The 16,870-nt window shown below is 56.2% G+C and carries 19 protein-coding genes; 15 read left to right on the top strand and 4 right to left on the bottom strand.

Annotated elements, in window-relative coordinates:
- Nucleotides 1-91 precede the first annotated feature (91 nt).
- Together HB779_RS16060 and HB779_RS16055 are read left to right on the top strand one after the other, a co-directional pair.
- Complete coding sequence (locus HB779_RS16060; RefSeq protein ID WP_188343294.1) at nt 92-646, top strand: DUF1697 domain-containing protein; 555 nt, start codon at nt 92-94, stop codon at nt 644-646.
- Nucleotides 643-1,179, top strand: a complete 537-nt coding sequence (locus tag HB779_RS16055; RefSeq protein ID WP_188343293.1) for a DUF1697 domain-containing protein — start codon at nt 643-645, stop codon at nt 1,177-1,179. The genes HB779_RS16060 and HB779_RS16055 overlap by 4 nt, the downstream gene beginning before the upstream one ends.
- On the opposite strand, the gene HB779_RS16050 is transcribed toward HB779_RS16055, so the two are convergent.
- Nucleotides 1,147-2,571, bottom strand: coding sequence for a PLP-dependent aminotransferase family protein (locus tag HB779_RS16050; RefSeq protein WP_188343292.1), 1,425 nt, complete (start codon nt 2,569-2,571; stop codon nt 1,147-1,149). The two genes, HB779_RS16055 and HB779_RS16050, sit on opposite strands and share 33 nt — an antisense overlap.
- A 150-nt stretch (nt 2,572-2,721) precedes the next feature.
- Here HB779_RS16050 and HB779_RS16045 point away from each other — a divergent pair, with 150 nt between their 5' ends.
- The 10 genes from HB779_RS16045 to HB779_RS16000 all read left to right on the top strand — a co-directional run bounded on the left by HB779_RS16045 (nt 2,722) and on the right by HB779_RS16000 (nt 11,076).
- Entirely contained in the window at nt 2,722-3,585 is an 864-nt protein-coding gene (locus HB779_RS16045) for a DMT family transporter (RefSeq protein ID WP_188343291.1), read from the top strand.
- Between the two features lie 69 nt (nt 3,586-3,654).
- Entirely contained in the window at nt 3,655-3,933 is a 279-nt protein-coding gene (locus tag HB779_RS16040; protein ID WP_188343290.1) for a type II toxin-antitoxin system RelE/ParE family toxin, read from the top strand.
- Nucleotides 3,934-3,946: 13 nt separating this feature from the next.
- Nucleotides 3,947-4,237 carry a HigA family addiction module antitoxin gene (locus HB779_RS16035; RefSeq protein ID WP_188343289.1) on the top strand — a complete coding sequence of 97 codons (291 nt, stop codon included), beginning with the start codon at nt 3,947-3,949 and terminating at the stop codon, nt 4,235-4,237.
- 103 nt (nt 4,238-4,340) lie between these two features.
- The gene (locus tag HB779_RS16030; protein WP_188343288.1) at nt 4,341-5,540 is read left to right on the top strand and encodes an HPP family protein; all 1,200 of its coding nucleotides are present in this window, start codon (nt 4,341-4,343) and stop codon (nt 5,538-5,540) included.
- A 334-nt stretch (nt 5,541-5,874) separates the two neighbouring features.
- On the top strand, nt 5,875-7,209 hold the full coding sequence (locus HB779_RS16025; protein ID WP_188345963.1) for a DEAD/DEAH box helicase: 1,335 nt from the start codon (nt 5,875-5,877) through the stop codon (nt 7,207-7,209).
- Between the two features lie 170 nt (nt 7,210-7,379).
- The gene (locus HB779_RS16020) at nt 7,380-8,414 is read left to right on the top strand and encodes a cysteine synthase A (RefSeq protein ID WP_188343287.1); all 1,035 of its coding nucleotides are present in this window, start codon (nt 7,380-7,382) and stop codon (nt 8,412-8,414) included.
- A complete protein-coding gene (locus tag HB779_RS16015) occupies nt 8,414-9,160 on the top strand; it encodes an alanyl-tRNA editing protein (RefSeq protein ID WP_188343286.1) in 747 nt (248 codons plus the stop codon). The genes HB779_RS16020 and HB779_RS16015 overlap by 1 nt, the downstream gene beginning before the upstream one ends.
- Nucleotides 9,161-9,162: 2 nt before the next feature.
- Nucleotides 9,163-10,014 (top strand): 3-mercaptopyruvate sulfurtransferase, encoded by an 852-nt coding sequence (sseA, locus tag HB779_RS16010; protein WP_188343285.1) that lies wholly within the window; start codon nt 9,163-9,165, stop codon nt 10,012-10,014.
- On the top strand, nt 10,014-10,544 hold the full coding sequence (locus tag HB779_RS16005; protein ID WP_188343284.1) for an N-acetyltransferase: 531 nt from the start codon (nt 10,014-10,016) through the stop codon (nt 10,542-10,544). Before sseA ends, HB779_RS16005 begins: the two co-directional genes overlap by 1 nt.
- A 199-nt stretch (nt 10,545-10,743) precedes the next feature.
- The gene (locus tag HB779_RS16000) at nt 10,744-11,076 is read left to right on the top strand and encodes an Ig-like domain-containing protein (RefSeq protein WP_188343283.1); all 333 of its coding nucleotides are present in this window, start codon (nt 10,744-10,746) and stop codon (nt 11,074-11,076) included.
- Nucleotides 11,077-11,109: 33 nt separating this feature from the next.
- Here the strand turns inward: HB779_RS16000 and HB779_RS15995 are convergent, their stop codons facing one another.
- Entirely contained in the window at nt 11,110-12,420 is a 1,311-nt protein-coding gene (locus HB779_RS15995) for an O-antigen ligase (protein ID WP_244642390.1), read from the bottom strand.
- A 253-nt stretch (nt 12,421-12,673) separates the two neighbouring features.
- On the opposite strand from HB779_RS15995, the gene HB779_RS15990 reads away from it, so the two are divergent.
- Together HB779_RS15990 and HB779_RS15985 are read left to right on the top strand one after the other, a co-directional pair.
- The gene (locus HB779_RS15990; RefSeq protein ID WP_188343282.1) at nt 12,674-13,522 is read left to right on the top strand and encodes an SDR family NAD(P)-dependent oxidoreductase; all 849 of its coding nucleotides are present in this window, start codon (nt 12,674-12,676) and stop codon (nt 13,520-13,522) included.
- A gap of 89 nt (nt 13,523-13,611) precedes the next feature.
- Nucleotides 13,612-14,103: a DUF1203 domain-containing protein gene (locus tag HB779_RS15985; protein ID WP_188343281.1), complete on the top strand. Its 492-nt coding sequence runs from the start codon at nt 13,612-13,614 to the stop codon at nt 14,101-14,103.
- 59 nt (nt 14,104-14,162) lie between these two features.
- Here the strand turns inward: HB779_RS15985 and ald are convergent, their stop codons facing one another.
- Nucleotides 14,163-15,278 (bottom strand): alanine dehydrogenase, encoded by a 1,116-nt coding sequence (gene ald / locus HB779_RS15980; RefSeq protein WP_188343280.1) that lies wholly within the window; start codon nt 15,276-15,278, stop codon nt 14,163-14,165.
- A 155-nt stretch (nt 15,279-15,433) separates the two neighbouring features.
- Here ald and HB779_RS15975 point away from each other — a divergent pair, with 155 nt between their 5' ends.
- The gene (locus HB779_RS15975) at nt 15,434-15,922 is read left to right on the top strand and encodes an Lrp/AsnC family transcriptional regulator (RefSeq protein WP_188343279.1); all 489 of its coding nucleotides are present in this window, start codon (nt 15,434-15,436) and stop codon (nt 15,920-15,922) included.
- A 259-nt stretch (nt 15,923-16,181) separates the two neighbouring features.
- Here the strand turns inward: HB779_RS15975 and HB779_RS15970 are convergent, their stop codons facing one another.
- A complete protein-coding gene (locus tag HB779_RS15970) occupies nt 16,182-16,856 on the bottom strand; it encodes a class I SAM-dependent methyltransferase (protein WP_188343278.1) in 675 nt (224 codons plus the stop codon).
- Nucleotides 16,857-16,870: the final 14 nt, after the last annotated feature.

Here is a 16,870-nt window from a genome sequence, read left to right as displayed (position 1 = left end):
AGTTCGTTCAATCCCCTGTAAGATTATGCATAAGGGCAAAGGGGTTGGCAGGACGTAAGGGAAAAATCCCAGCGTCAGGCTTTGAGGTGGCATGGGGCGTAAAACGACCTACATCATTCTGTTTCGCGGCGTCGGCGGTGCAACATTGCTGCCGGTACAGCCGCTAAAGGCCTCGCTTCTGGCAGACGGTTTTGAGAAGGTCGCTACCTATATCAACACTGGCAATGTGGTTCTCATCTCCGACAGAACGCCCAGGCAAATTATTGCAAGAGTCTCAGCTATCTGTCGGGAAAAGTTTGATTTTTCCAAATCCATCATGATTGTCAGCAAGGCTGCATGGAAGAAGCTTATCGCAGGCAATCCGTTTCCTGACGCGGCAAGCGAAGGCAACAAGCTCCACGCTTACGTGCTTGAAGATGCGCCGGACACTGCTGCAATCGAAGCGCTGGCACGCAAGAACGCCGGTCCGGAACAGTTCGTGGTTGCTGGCAAGGTGCTTTATTATTACCCGCCGCAAGGCGCTTCCGATTCCAAACTCTTCAGCAAAATCGAGTCGACACTGAAAGTGGCAGCAACGGCTCGCAACTGGAACACGGTGATGAAGCTCGCGCAACTGGCGGAGCAGATCGACAAAGGGGCACCATGACCAAATATGTCGTGCTTTTCAGAGGCATCAACGTCGGCGGCAACAAGATCGTCAAGATGGAAACATTGCGCATGGTTCTGGGTGTGGCCGGGTTCAATGATGTCAAGACATACGTCCAGAGCGGCAATGTCATTTTGACGTCCGATCAAACAGCCCGCCGTGTTGCGGAAACGATCACTGAAATTTTTCCAAGAACGTTTGGTTTCCCCTCACGCGTCACCATCCGCAGCGAAGATGAGTGGAACTGCATGGTCAATAAAAATGCCTATCCGCAGGCGCTGGATAACCCGAAAGCCCTGCACGCGGTGGTTATGGACGACGATCCGACGGATGCGGCTCTCATTGAGCTTGCCAAAAGGGCCAATGACTCGGAAGAGTTCACAGTGCGCAACCGGGTGCTTTATCTCTATACCCCGGAAGGTTTCGGCACTTCGAAACTCGCAGAAGCTCTCGACAAGGTGCTGAAAGTGCCGCTGACAGCGCGCAACTGGCGCACTGTCCTAACGCTGCAAGGTATGCTCGCGGCGGTTTAGCGCATTTTCCAGCACGTGGAAAATGCGTGGATCGGCGCATTGCGCCACATTGAAGCGCATATAGCTATGGGCTGACTGGTTTTGACTGAACACGTTGCCGGGTGCGAACACGATGCGTTCTTTCAACCCTTCCTGCGCCACTTTGGCCGCATCAACACCATCGGGAAGCTTGCACCATAAAAGCATGCCGCCGCGCGGTTCGATCCAAGGGACGATGCCGAGCGCTTTCAACTTTGCGCTGGTTTCACCCATGCTGTGGGCGAGACGCGCCCGTAAATGGTCCATGTGCTTGCGGTATGTTCCGTCTTTCAACATCAGCAGGACCAGCTCTGATGCTAGCCGACCGCCACCGAATGATGTGGCAATGCGCAAGTCCACCAGCCCGTCAATCCAGTCGCGCCGCGCCGCGATAAACCCGCAGCGCACCGACGCCGAGAGGGATTTGGAGAAGCTGCCCATATGTATAACGCGCTCCAATCCATCGAAGGCGGCGAGACGCGGTGCAGGTTCGTGCTCGAAATCAGCAAAGATGTCATCTTCAATGATTGTGAGGTCGTGTTGCTCAGCCAGCTTCAACAACCGGTGTGCCGTCAGCGGTGAAAGTATCGCTCCCGTCGGGTTATGCAGCGCCGAATTGGTGATGTAGAGGCGAGGCCGATGCTCGATCAGAGCCTCGGCAAACCGCTCAAGATCGGGGCCGGTAGGGGTATATGGTACGCCGATCACCTTGACGCGGTGCGCCCGCAATAGCGCGTGAAAGTTGAAATAACAGGGATCATCGACAATCACCGCATCGCCCGGCTCGACCAGAAAACGGCAAAGCAGATCGATGGCTTCTGTTCCGGACTCGGTAATCATGATCTGGTCGAGTGCCGCCTCAATCCCATGTTCGGCCATGCGTCGTGAAAGGAGCTGGCGCAGCGGTTTCAATCCAGAGGGTGAAGCATAGTCGGTGAGCACGGCGTCATCAGCGCGGGCAAGTGTCCGCAAGGCGCGGCGGACACCAGCTTCGGGCATCCAGGACGGCGGCAGCCAACCGCATCCGGGTTTGCACATATCATCATTGGTTTCCAGTGAGATGCGAGACACCCAGAGCGGGTTGATGGCGTGATCAAGCCGTGGCCCGATCTCAGACAACGACAGCGGCGGCATGTGCCCCGCCACATAGAAACCTGATCCACGCCGCGACTGGATCGTCCCGTCCGCAGCAAGCCGGTCATAGGCCTCGACAATGGTGGACTTGGACACACTCATCGTTGTTGCAAAGCTGCGGATCGAGGGCAGGCGCGCCCCGGCGCCCAGCGTGCGCCCGGCAATTCGCTGGCGAATTGCCTGCATGACCCGGTCCACGAGAGTTCCCGCGTGATCGCTTATTTCGTTCTTCTGATCCATCTGTGCTGCTCACAGTCCCATGACAGTTTGGCAAAATTGTACTGTACCGTCTCTGGAAAATCCATAGCCGTCAGTTGATACCGGGAGCGATTTTGTCTGCACAGAACCACTCTGTCCGGACGAAATGCTTTGAGAAAATGAGGTGTGATAATGGACAAGATGACGAGCGGCTGGATCAATGGATTTGTCGGGATGCTGATTTTCAGCGGCTCGCTTCCGGCCACGCGCGTTGCCGTTGCCGATTTCGACCCGGTATTCCTGACAGTTGCCCGCGCGAGCATCGCAGCGCTGCTGGGACTGGTGATGCTTTTGGCTTTCCGTGAAAAACGTCCGGCAAAAGCCGATCTGATGTCGCTGTTTGTTGTGGCATTGGGCGTCGTGGTTGGATTTCCGCTGCTGACAGCGCTGGCTCTGCGCCACGTTACGTCTGCCCATTCCATCGTGTTTATCGGCCTGCTGCCGCTCTCAACCGCCATTTTCGGCGTGCTGCGCGGCGGTGAGCGTCCGCGGCCGGTCTTCTGGCTGTTTTCCTGTCTTGGCAGCCTGTTCGTTGTCGGGTTCGCGCTGTTTCAAGGCATCACGACCTCAGTAACGGGCGATTTGCTGATGTTCGCCGCGATTATCGTCTGCGGTCTCGGTTATGCGGAGGGTGCGCAGCTCTCACGCAAACTCGGCGGCTGGCAGGTGATTTCCTGGGCGCTGGTTCTATCCCTGCCGCTCATCCTGCCGCTGACACTTTATATCATGCCGCATGATTGGAGCGGTATTGGGCAGGGCGCATGGCTCGGTCTTGGTTATGTCTCGTTGTTCTCAATGCTGATCGGTTTCATCTTCTGGTATCGCGGTCTGGCCCAGGGCGGCATCGCGGCAGTGGGGCAATTGCAATTGTTGCAGCCGTTTTTCGGCCTCGTCCTTGCCGCGACCCTGCTGCATGAAACCGTGGGCTGGTCGATGGTCCTGGTCACCCTCGGCGTGATCCTTTGCGTGGCAGGCGCCAAGCGTTTCGCGCGGTAGATTGGGCGCAGAACGCTGGATTTCAGCCAATTTCCTTGCAAAGTGTATCGTTACAGTTTACACATCACTATGATTATGCGCTTTCGACATAAGGGCTTGGAGAGTTTCTACCGCACCGGATCCATACGAGGCATACAACCAGCCCATGCGCCAAAATTGTCGCGTATTTTATATGCTCTTGAGAATGCGACGCGTTCCGAAGAACTTAACTTGCCCGGTTACCGGTTACATCCGTTAAAAGGCGCGCTGAAAGGGCACTGGTCAATATGGGTCAATGGCAATTGGCGTGTGACCTTCCGTTTCGATGGAAAGGACGTCGAGCTCGTTGATTATCTGGACTACCACTGAGAGGATGCTGCAAATGATGAAGACTCCACCTCATCCCGGTGAACTGCTCCGTGAAGATGTCTTTGAACCGCTCGGCATGAATGTTACCGAAGCGGCAAGCCGGCTTGCCATTTCGCGCGTTACGCTCTCCCGTATTTTGAATGGAAAGGCGGGGATAAGCCCTGATCTGGCTATTCGACTGGAACGGGCAGGCGTCAGCACGGCCAGGTTTTGGCTGACGTTGCAGACCAGCTACGAACTAGCAAAAGCTCTGCAGCACGAACAACCGCCCGTCAAAGCCATTCAGTTGCCCGACGCAGCATAGAGGTATTGGGGTAATTTTCTGGTTTTTTGCCTCTCTTGAGCAATTCATTCTTTGCCAGGGGGCGTTACAGGCGGTATGCGCTTTGGCGCAACGTCGAGACCGCATGATGAAACCGCTCCTGCCCAACCTGAAGCGATTCCTGCCCGCACTGGCACCGGTCAGTGGAATGGAGCGTTTGCGCGCCTGTTTCGGTGCGTTGCTTGGCGTCTTCATCACCGGCATCGTTAGTGAGGCAGCGCTGGGTGCAACGACGGCAGTGCCGTTGCTGATTGCGCCGATGGGCGCTTCGGCGGTGTTGTTGTTTGCCGTACCCTCAAGCCCGCTGGCCCAGCCTTGGTCCATCATTGCCGGTAATACGATTGCGGCGGTGATCGGTGTGACCTGCGCGATTTGGATACCTGATCTCGTTATCGCCTCTGCGGTCGGCGTGTCCCTTGCCATTCTCGCCATGATGCTCACGCGCTCATTGCATCCGCCGAGTGGTGCAGTTGCGCTGACTGCCGTGCTTGGTGGTCCGGTCGTGCACAATCTTGGGTATGGATTTGTGTTGTGGCCGGTTGGCCTCAACTCGCTGCTGCTGCTCGTTGCGGCGCTGGTTTACAACAATCTGACCGGGCGGCGTTATCCGCACATCGTGCCGGTGTCTGCCGCCAATGTGCACAAGACCGCCGATCCCTTGCCGACGCGGCGGCTGGGTTTTACCCCTGCTGATCTTGATACGGTTCTCCGCCAGTACGACGAGGTGCTGAATATCAGCCCGGATGATCTTGATACCATCCTGCACAGGACCGAAATGCAGGCCTATCAACGCCGCTTCGGCGAAGTGCGCTGCGAGCAGATAATGTCAACCGACCTTGCCACTGTGAAAGCCGATACGCCGCTGCATCTCGCTTGGGCTTTGTTGGTCAAGCATCGCATTAAGGCACTGCCGGTCGTCAATGCGCATCGCAATATCATCGGCATCGTCACCCAGACGGATTTCATGGAAAATGCCAATTGGAGCAGGGATGGCGATCTGAACATCGGTCTGGCGCGCCGCTTGCGCCGGGCCGTCAAGCTCGACCGCCGTGCGCAGCGCACCGTTGCCGATATCATGACGGCGGAAGTGCAGTTCGTCCGCCCGCAAACACTGGTGACGGAACTGGTGCCTGCCATGGCCGACCGGGGATTGCATCATCTGCCTGTGGCGGATGATAATGAAAAACTGGTTGGCATCGTCACGCAATCTGATCTGATCGCCGCGCTTTACAGCGGCAACATCACAGCTGAACGGCCGGGCGAACCGGCCATTTTAGCCGGATAAGCGGCCCCTGCATTCAAGGTCATTTTGCAGCGCACAATAAAATCGTTTGCTTTTTTGGCAAAGAGAGCCCATATGCCACCCAGGCGCTTGGACCGGACATATACCGGTCTTCCGATTGCGGACTTCGTGGCGTCTAAGACCTGCTGACACACTGTCACAGGCACGGCTGCGCAAGTCGCATGGAACTTCTTGTTCCTCGCGTCTCGTCGTTTACCTCAAAAATGTTGCATGCGGGTTGCGCCCTGCGATGCGTTTATGGCCCGCAATTTGTATTGCGTTTGGTCAATGAAAGAAGATTGAATTGGAAAATATTGAAAAAACCGGCTTTGCCGCCATGGGTCTGAATGCCATCCTGCTGAAAGCAGTCGAGGCAGCTGGAATGGCTACTCCCAAGCCAATCCAGGAACAGGCTATCCCGGCACAACTCGCCGGTCAGGACATTCTCGGCATCGCCCAGACTGGCTCCGGCAAGACGGCGGCTTTCAGCCTGCCGATCCTGCAGAAGATCCTGACCATCGGCGATAAGCGCAAGGGCAAAACTGCCCGTGCGCTCATTCTGGCTCCAACCCGCGAATTGGCCGTGCAGATCGAAGAGACGGTCCGCAAGCTGTCCAAGGGTGCGCATATCTCCACCGCGCTTGTGCTCGGCGGCGTATCGCGCGTGGCTCAGATCAACAAGATGCAGGGCGGCGTTGACGTTCTCATCGCAACTCCCGGCCGCTTGACCGATCTCGTGCGCGACAACCGCATCGATCTGTCCGAGACTCGCTGGCTCGTTCTGGACGAAGCCGACCGTATGCTCGACATGGGCTTTATCAATGATGTGAAGCGCATTGCCAAGGGCACACACCGCGATCGCCAGACCGCGCTGTTCTCCGCAACCATGCCAAAGGAAGTCGCAACGCTGGCTGAAAGCCTGCTGCGCAATCCGATCCGTGTCGAAGTGGCTCCACAGGGAACCACCGCTGCCGAGATCAAGCAGGTCGTGCACATGATCCCGACCAAGCAGAAGAAGCAGGTTCTTTCGGCCATGCTGAAGGATGAGACCTTGTCTTCGGTCATCGTGTTCACCCGTACCAAGCACGGTGCCGATGCGGTCACCCGTGTTCTGGAAAAGGACGGCTATGACGTGGCTGCCATTCATGGCAACAAGTCGCAGAATGCCCGCCAGCGCGCGCTTAACGGCTTCAAGGACGGTTCTGTCCGTGTTCTCGTTGCCACCGACATTGCCGCACGCGGTATTGATGTTGTCGGCATCAGTCACGTGATCAATTTCGATCTCCCGGATGAGCCGGAAAGCTACGTGCACCGTATCGGCCGCACAGGTCGTAATGGTGCATCGGGCAATGCGATCACTCTGTACGATCCGGCTGAAGAAGCGTCAAAGTTCAAGGCCGTCGAGCGCGTTACACGTATGCGCCTGCCGCTTGCCGATTCGCCGATTGATCTGTCGAGCCTGCCGGCACGTGTTGCCAGCAACGATCAGCGTCCAGCTCGCCGCGAAGGCGGCAATGGCGCACCGGGCAAGAAGCCGCATCGCGGTCAGGGCGCCGGCAAGCCGCGTGAAGCACGTGGTGAAAAAGTCTGGACCAATGATGGCGGTTCGCCTGAGCAGAAGCGTCCATTCCGCCGCAACAAGCGCAAGAGCTTTGGTGCCAAGGCTGCATAAGCTCTGAACCATAAAATCCATCAGGCCGTCGATACACCGTATCGGCGGCCTTTTTGTTGGTTGAGGCAGGTTGTATCCGCAAAACAAAACCGGACATTTCGCCATTCTGCGCTTGAACGGCGTGCATCGGACAAATAGGTTGAAGCCAAGCAGAATGAAGGACTTGGCCTATGTTGAATTCAGTGATCGACGCCATCGGGAACACCCCGCTTATCCGCCTCAGCAAGGCATCCGCTCTGACCGAGTGCGATATTTACGGAAAAGCCGAGTTTTTGAACCCCGGGCAGTCGGTCAAGGACCGGGCAGCGCTCTACATTATCCGTGATGCGGAAAATCGTGGCCTGCTGCGTCCGGGCGGGGTGATCGTCGAAGGCACAGCCGGCAATACCGGCATTGGCCTCACCATGGTTGCCAAGACGCTGGGCTATCGCACGGTCATTGTTATCCCCGAGACCCAGAGCCAGGAAAAGAAGGATGCGCTACGCCTGCTTGGTGCCGAACTCGTTGAAGTTCCGGCAGTGCCTTACAAGAACCCCGACAATTACGTCAAAGTTTCCGGGCGTCTGGCCGAACAGATGGCCAAGACCGAGCCGAACGGCGCGATCTGGGCCAACCAGTTCGACAATGTCGCCAACCGGCTGGCGCATGTGGAAACCACGGCGCCGGAAATCTGGCGCGATACCAATGGCAAAGTCGATGGTTTCATCTGCGCAGTCGGGTCGGGCGGTACGCTGGCGGGGGTTGCAGCAGGGCTGAAATCCCGCAACCCTGACGTCAAGATTGGTCTCGCTGATCCGCTCGGCGCGGCACTTTATTCCTATTACACGACGGGCGAATTCAAATCTGAAGGCGGCTCGATCACAGAAGGCATCGGGCAGGGGCGTGTCACGGCCAATCTGGAAGGTTTTACCCCGGATTTTTCCTATCAGATACCGGATGCCGAAGCATTGGATGTGGTGTTTGATCTTGTGACCGAAGAGGGGTTTTGCCTTGGCGGCTCCTCCGGCATCAACATTGCCGGTGCCATGCATCTGGCCCGCGATCTTGGTCCCGGCCACACCATCGTCACCATCCTTTGCGACTATGGCAATCGTTATCAGTCGAAAATGTTCAACCCGGAATTCCTGCGTTCCAAGGATTTGCCTGTCCCCGCGTGGATGGAGAAAAAGATCAATATATCCGTTCCGTTCGAAAGCAAGAATTGATGGCATACGACACAACAATCCTGTTCCGTGATGAGTCCTATCTGAAGGAAATCGAAGCGACGGTCCTTGCCGTCAACGAGCGCGGCGGCATCCTCACGGACCGGACGATTTTCTATGCCACGTCGGGCGGCCAGCCGGGTGATACCGGTATGTTTGTGCGCGCCGATGGCAGCACCATTGCGATTGCCGCGACCGTCACGGGCGAGACCAAGGAGGAAATCATCCATGTTCCCGCACCCGACCAGCCGGTGCCCGCTATCGGCGAAAAGCTATTGCTGCGCATCGATTGGGATCGCCGCTATAAGCTGATGCGCATGCATGCCGCCTGCCATCTGCTCAGCGTTGTCTGCCCATTCCCGATTACCGGCGCTTCCGTTGCCGAAGATGACAGCCGGGTCGATTTCGATCTGCCCGATGCGGGTGTGACCAAGGAAGGCGTGACGGAAAAGCTGATGGAACTGGTCAATGCCAACCATCCGATTTTCACCCGCTGGATTACCGATGACGAGCTTGCTGCCAATCCCGGCCTGATCAAATCGAAGAACGTGCGCCCGCCGACGGGCACGGGGCGCATTCGTCTTGTCTGCATCGGCAAGGACGCGTCGATTGACTCGCAGCCATGCGGCGGCACCCATGTCGCCATGACGGGTGAAGTGGGCGAAATCCATATCGGTAAAATAGAAAAGAAGGGCAAGGAAAACCGGCGGTTCCGCATCCGTTTCGGTGCCTTGCCGGAAGGAGAATGACCGTGTCTGACAAGAGCGCCTTTGTGGTTTCACCCGACTGGTTGCAGGAACGGCTGGGACAGCCCGGACTGAGCATTCTTGATGCGTCATGGTATTTCCCGTTCCTCAACCGCGATGCTGAGGGTGAATACAAAGCCGCGCATATTCCGGGCGCCGTGTTCTTCGACCATGAGAAATTGTCCGATCCGGAATCATCGCTGCCGCACACATTGCCCAAGCCAGAAGCCTTTGCCGCAGCAGTCAGCAGCATGGGCATCACCAATGATGATACGATCATTGTGTATGATGGCCCCGGCATGAACACGTCGCCGCGTGTCTGGTGGATGCTGCGCGTCATGGGCGCAAAGAATGTGTTCGTCCTTGACGGCGGTTTCGACAACTGGAAGAAAGATGGCAGACCCGTCACCAGTGAAGCCACAAAGATAGCGCCGTCAGCGTTCATTGCGGATTTTCAGGCGGACAAGGTGGCAAATCTCGCCGATATGCGGAAGATCGTTGACAGCAAGTCGCGGCAGGTTGCCGATGCACGCTCTGCCGGGCGTTTTATCGGCAAAGATCCCGAGCCACGCGAAGGGTTGCGGTCTGGTCATATGCCCGGAGCGCGCAGTGTGCCGTCCTCGACACTGGCCGACAACGGTTACCTCAAGGATTTGCCTGCTTTGCGTAAGGTGCTGGACGATGCGGGCGTGGATCTCAATGGACCCATCGCTACGACCTGTGGTTCAGGCATTACCGCTGCTGTGATTACATTGGCACTCGAATCCCTCGGCCATAAGGACAATATCCTTTATGATGGCTCGTGGACCGAATGGGGCGGACAAAAGGATACGCCGGTCGATATCGGCGAAGCGTGATGAGCGATAAACCCAAGATATTAAAGACCCGCGTGACGCTGCTTGAGATGGAGGAGCGGTCAGGCATTTCCGTGCCCATGCCTGCCAGTTTCAAGCTGGCGATCATGTCGGCCAAGCAGATTTCGCTGCCATTCTATCGCTTCCTCTATGAGCAGGTGGGCAAGCCGCATCACTGGTTCGTCCATCGCAACCTCAACGACGAGGCCCTGACGGCGATTATCCATCGCGATTCCGTCGATATCCATGTGCTTTATGTGGATGGTTCGCCCGCCGGATTTTTTGAACTGGTGCTCAATCAGCAGCCCGGCGTTGCCGAAATTCTCTATTTTGGTCTGATACCGGAGTTTCAGGGGCGGGGGCTGGCAAAATTCTTTCTCAGTGAAGCGATTTCCACCGCGTGGATGAGCAATCCGAAAAAGGTCATTATCGAAACCAACACACTCGACAGCCCGCGTGCCTTGCAAATGTATCAGCGCATGGGGTTCAAGCCGGTTGGCTTTGCCGATGCCGAGATTGAGGCTTGGCAGTAAAGTCAAAGATATTTTTTTGGATACTACTTTGGGATCGTAGCCGAAAGACAAATAACCCTTTACAGATTGAATATTATTGATCGGGGGATAGCATATGAACTTGAAGATAGTAGCATCTGGCTTGGCGTTAATTGCGGCGGGCTTTTTCCTTTCCGCATGTCAAACACCTAATCCCCAGGCGACAAAGACCGGTTCCGGGATGGAAAAGGTTTCAGTCAAAGCGGGAACAACAAAAACTCTTTCGGGCTTTTATTCAGTGAATGATGATTGTTCGACGCCGACAGTGCCGACGATGAAAGTCACCTCGGGTCCTTCCCATGGAACGGTCAGTTTTTCCCGTGGTACCGGCCATTCGGCCTTCACCGAAGGAGAGCGGCGGCGCAAGTGCAATTCGCGCACTATTGCGAAAATCTTTGTGAATTATACCCCTGCACCCGGGTTCACCGGCAAGGATTCCGTCTCTGTTTCTTCCAAGACATCGGGCAGCGATTTCTTTTCCTATATCAGTTTCGACATTAACGTTACCCAATAATGGGCACAGCGCGGCGGTCTGTCATTCAGACAGTCAGGCCGCAACGCGCGCCTGCTGTTCGGATTCTAGACTGGCGTTTGCCTGCAGCCGCAGCCCGAAAACGGCAAAAAGAAGCGAGAACCACATCGGGCTCCCGCTTTCGAAAAACACGGTTTCGACACAGGCCGTCAACACGCCATAAAGCCAGATGCGGATGAACAGGCGGGTCAAATAGGGATTGTTCGTGGTTTTGGTGGCCTGGGAGATATATTTCAGCGGCAGGAACACCAGCCATGTCAGTGTCAGCAGCAATCCCGGAATACCTGTTGTCAGCAAAATATCGAGATAGGCATTGTGTCCGTTGAATGCGGCAACGGCCCAAGTTTCAATGGAACCGCCGCCGTAGACAATCTCTTTGGTTCCCCAGAATAGCTGGAACCCGTAACCGGTGATCGGATTCTGGGAAATCGCGGTGAATGCCACCTTCCAAATGTCGGTCCGGTTGGTAAATGATGCATCAATACCAAGGGATGTTACGAAAGCCCGAACGGCCGGGGACACAGCCGAGCCGATCGTGAAGAAATTGATGAGCGCAATACTCCCCACCGCGATCGGAATGCGTGTCCATTTCCACGTCTCAAAGATGAATGCGAGAATGAGAATGCCGGGCAAAGCCGCTGTGGAGGTTTTTCCGCCGGTGTGCAGAAGAAAGATGACGGACAGGACCACGATCAACCCGCCCGTCACGCGCCGCTTCATGCTGTAGACATAAAGACCGAAAAAAACCGCGATAACCATGATTGCCGCTGCGGAATTCTTGTGAACGAACTGTCCGCGCCAGAAGCCTGCCAGCAATGGCTCGCGCACCTCCGATGCTTGGTGAATTGCCCGGACCGGCAGGAAAAACACGCCGAAATAGGCAACGGCAAGCATTATCAGCGTGGCAATCCCCAGCAGTTTGGCGAACCGCTCTTCCGTGGCGGGTAGCAGGAGAAATATGCCGGCATTAATGCAAACCAGCATGGCAAGAACCAGATGCTTCAGCGCTTCGGCGGGATAAGAGGAGATAACGGATACAAACGTATACCAGAGGAACAGGGTGCATAACAAAATGCGCGGCTGCAAAATGGTCTGCCGCATCGGGCTGAACAGCGCGAATAGTAAGTACGAGCCTGACAAAATCAGGATCGACAACTGGTTGATCAGATTGGAATCATTGGCGTTTGACGGGTCGCCCGACAGATCGGGAAAGGGCGTCGTATGAATCCAGAAGAAAAAGTACATCAGCAGGAACAACACTGCACCTGCAGTGCCTGAACTGTATTTGGCCAGTTTATCGCTGCTAATGCTCTCGAGGGTGGTCATGACCGCCTTGCTGCAACTCAATTTCCCGTTGATCTCATCCCCTTACATGGATGCAAATCGGTTGTCGTCCTGAATACGAATCTTTCCCATATGGAGCAGGCCGTCAATTGCGAGCTATGCAAAATCCCGTCGATCATCCCATTCTTAAGCATATGGCCCTGTCATTCAGAGGATTGTGCAAGAATACGCCCGCATCGATCTACCGGGTTTTGCTCTCCATATGGTTGCATGGGGTTCAACCATGGAGACTGGAATGCAAAAGACTTGGTTTATCACCGGTGCCAGCCGTGGACTTGGCGTTCAGATTGCAAAAGCAGCGTTGCGTGCCGGAGATCGTGTGGTGGCCGCTGGGCGCAGGAAAAGCGCGGTAACTGACAATTTCGGTCCGGACAGCGATCAGTTGCTCGCCGTCGAACTGGACGTGACGAATGCCGATCAGGCTCAGTCTGCCGTACAGGCAGCAGTATCACGCTTTGGCGGCATTGATGTTCTGGTCAACAATGCTGGATACGGCCAGTTGGGCTTCTTCGAAGAAAACAATATCGAATCGGTCAAGGCGCAGTTTGAACCAAATGTCTTCGGCGTTTTCAACGTCACGTGGGCTGCTTTGCCGGTGATGCGCGCCGCCCGGCGCGGTCACATCTTCAACATTTCGTCCATTGCCGGGCTTCGCGGCGCTGAGTTCGGTTCGCTTTACAGCGCCAGCAAGTTCGCGCTTGAAGGTTTTTCGGAAGCGCTGGCGCTGGAAATCGCCCCGTTCGGGCTATTCGTGACAATCGTCGAACCCGGCCCGTTCCGCACGGACTTCCTCACGGGCGATTCTCTGCGTATCGGCGATCAGAACGCCATTGCTGATTACGATGAGCGGCGGTCCAGCCTGCGTGCTTCATTTGAAAGCCGCAATGGCTCGCAACCGGGCGATCCGGCGAAACTTGCCGAAGCAATGGTGCTTTTGTCCAACGAAGCCAAGCCGCCTATGCGTTTCGCAGCGGGGGCCATGGCCGTCAACATCGCCACAACGAAATTTACCTGCATGCAGGCGGAGCTTGATCTCCGGCGGCAGCTTTCGCTGAATACGGACGGCGCGGAAGGCGGCTGGTAAACGTCGAAGCCTTTCCTGTAGTGGCGCAAGAAACGGGTGGTTCGCTGTGGTGATTGGGTGTTTTCTTCGGGGTAACGAAGGAGGTTACCATGACCATGATCCGTTTTATTGCAATGCCGACAACACTCGCCCGCCATTATCAGGCGGGCGGCGCCGATGCCAATGGCCAGAAGCCGGAAACCCATGTTTCCGACGGCGACGGCACACCTTGCCGTCACTGCCTGCAGAATGTGAAAGCGGGCGACAAATACCTGATCCTGTCACACCGGCCGTTTCCAGTGCCGCAACCCTATGCGGAAACCGGCCCGATCTTCCTCTGTGCGGAAGAGTGCGAACGGTATGACGAGACGGCTGATATGCCTGAAATGTTCCGCAAGACCAGCGACTATATACTGCGCGGTTATTCTCGCCAGGACCGCATTGTTTACGGCACCGGTGGCGTGATCCGTACCGACAATATTCCAGCGCGCGCAGCAGAATTGCTGGATCGCAATGATGTTGCCTATGTGCACATGCGGTCGGCAAAGAACAATTGCTTCCAGTGCCGGATCGAGTTGGATGAATCGAACTGGACCATTTGACGGCGGATCAAACGCAAAAAGCCCGGGCATGCCCCGGGCTTTTTCTTTGATTTATTGTATCAGGCTGCCAGAACAGCCTTGGCTTCAACCATTTCCAGGCCAAGCGCCTCGGCGACGGCCTGATTGGTGATGCGGCCCTTGTGCACATTAAGGCCATTGCGCAGATGCGGATTATCGATGAGCGCCTTGACGCCGCGATCCGCTAGTTGCAAGCCATATTGCAAGGTGGCGTTGTTCAGCGCATGTGCCGAGGTTACGGGCACTGCGCCCGGCATGTTGGCGACGCAATAGTGGATCACGCCATCAACTTCATAGGTTGGCTCGGAATGCGTTGTTGCATGCGAGGTTTCGAAGCAGCCGCCCTGATCGATGGCAACGTCAACAATGACCGCACCCTTTTTCATGCCTGACAGCATTTCGCGGGTGACCAGTTTCGGTGCTGCAGCGCCGGGGATCAGCACTGCGCCAACCACGATGTCGGCGGAGAAGACTTCTTCGTCCAGTGCTTCGATGGTGGAGTAGCGCGTGTGGATACGGCCACGGAACAGATCATCCAGCTGGCGCAGGCGCGGGATCGAACGGTCGAGAATAGTCACGTCTGCGCCGAGACCGGCGGCCATCTGCGCTGCATTGATACCAACGACGCCGCCGCCGATAATGGTAACCTTGCCGGGAAGAACGCCGGGCACGCCGCCGAGCAGCACACCGCGTCCGCCATTGGCCTTCTGCAGCGCCGTCGCGCCAGCCTGAATGGCAAGACGTCCGGCAACTTCCGACATTGGTGCGAGTAGCGGCAGGCCGCCGCGATCATCGGTGACGGTTTCATAGGCAATTGCGGTGACGCCGGAGGCAAGCAGGCCCTTTGTCTGTTCGGGATCGGGCGCGAGATGGAGATAGGTATAGAGGAGCTGACCTTCGCGCAGCTGCGCCCATTCGGACGGCTGGGGCTCCTTCACTTTTACAATCATGTCCGATTGCTGAAAGACTTCTTCGGCGGTTTTGACAATCTTGGCGCCAGCCGCCTGATAGGCTCCGTCATCGGCGCCTATGCCTGCTCCAGCTCCGGACTGGATAATAACCGTGTGGCCATGAGCGATGTATTCGCGTACGGCCCCCGGAGTGAGACCGACGCGATATTCATGGTTTTTGATTTCTTTCGGGCAGCCAACGCGCATTTATGCCTCCTCTTGAATGTTCACGGGAATTCCCGTTTGTGGCGCATATGACATCATGAATCGCTTCGAATGTCCTTGCTAAGCAGTATCGACCAACGTCATTTTTTCGATTATTCTTGCGCATAACTGCCTCTTCTTCGAAGAAAGATCGAATAATGTCATTGGACAAGATTGATATCGCCATTCTCGATAATCTGCAGAAAGACGGGCGCATGTCGAATGCCACACTGGCGGAAAAAGTCGGGCTGTCACAATCTGCCTGTTCGCGCCGGCTGGATATTCTGGAGAAGACCGGCGTTATCCGGGGCTATCATGCACGGCTTTCCAACAAGATGCTGGGCCATCCCGTCACGGTGATCGTCAACATTTCACTGTCAGGGCAGGCGGACAAACAATTGCGCGAGTTCGAAACGGCGGTGCGCCGCTGTCCCAATGTGCTCGTCTGCTATCTGATGTCGGGTGAATATGATTATCTGCTGCGCATCGCCGCCAAAGATCTGGAGGACTACGAGCGTATCCACAAATTCTGGCTTTCGGCCATGCCGCATGTGACCAAGATCAATTCATCTTTCGCGCTGCGTGAAGTTGCCGACCGCACCGGCCTCGGCGTCGAGACGGCGCTGATTGAAATTGCGGGGAATTAGCGCAAAGATATTCCGGAAGAGATTTGCACCATGGCGTGTGCCGTACAATGGCCGGCCAACTGGATCTGCATATCGGTGGTCATGTGCTTGATATTGGCTGTAGTCCAGGCTGGGCTGCTCTACGAGCAGCTTGGCTTCGTTAAGCATCTAACCCTTCAGGTGACACAATAGCAGCCGAAGCCATAGCAAGCCAAAGGCAGACAGCAAGTTTTCCTCGAAAGCGAGTCTGCTGTCGGGCAAGCTGGGCGGATTGCTGGAATTATGCGTATCCTACCCATCCCCTGAAACTCAGGCCCGCATAGAACAGGCTGACGTTGGAAAACCCGGCCGCGCGCAGCATCGCTTCGTCGTCCTCCGGCGACAAAATGGAAAGTTTCGTTGCGATGGCCCGCTTGGCGCTTTCGGCTTGAGCGGGGTCGATGCCGCCGAATGCAACGTGACGGGCGATCCACATGGACCGCTCGGGCTCGGTCTGAGGAAAACTGATGTGAGCGACGACGAATGGCGCGCCGGGCAGGAGGCGGTGATGAATCTGCCTCAACGTATCGAGGCGTTTGTCACGGGAAATGAAATGGAACGTCAACAGACTGACCGCAGCGTCAAACGGCCCCGCTGGCGCAGCATCTATATAACCCTCATGCAGACGGATCCGCGCTATATGCAATGCCACGATCTGTTCCGCCACCTGAAGCATATCGGCAGATGGATCAATGCCATCAAATGTCCAACCGGGATGATTATCGGCAAGAGCCTTTAATTCCAGACCGCCGCCCGCACCCAAAACCAGCACCCGTCCATGCGGCGAAACACGTTCCGCCAGCAGAAGCGATGTCATGCGATGAAGACTGGCGAAACCAGGCACTTGTCTGGGCGGTCCCTCGGCATAAGCACTCGCGTGGGTCGCGTTGAAAGCGGCAGTATCGCTGTCGGACATATTAGGAAACTGAC

Origin of the sequence: Phyllobacterium sp. 628 (assembly GCF_014189505.1) — a bacterium.
Classification (GTDB): Bacteria; Pseudomonadota; Alphaproteobacteria; order Rhizobiales; family Rhizobiaceae; genus Phyllobacterium.
The sequence above is the reverse complement of the archived record's forward strand: the minus strand, read 5'-3'. Positions and strand labels throughout refer to the sequence as shown.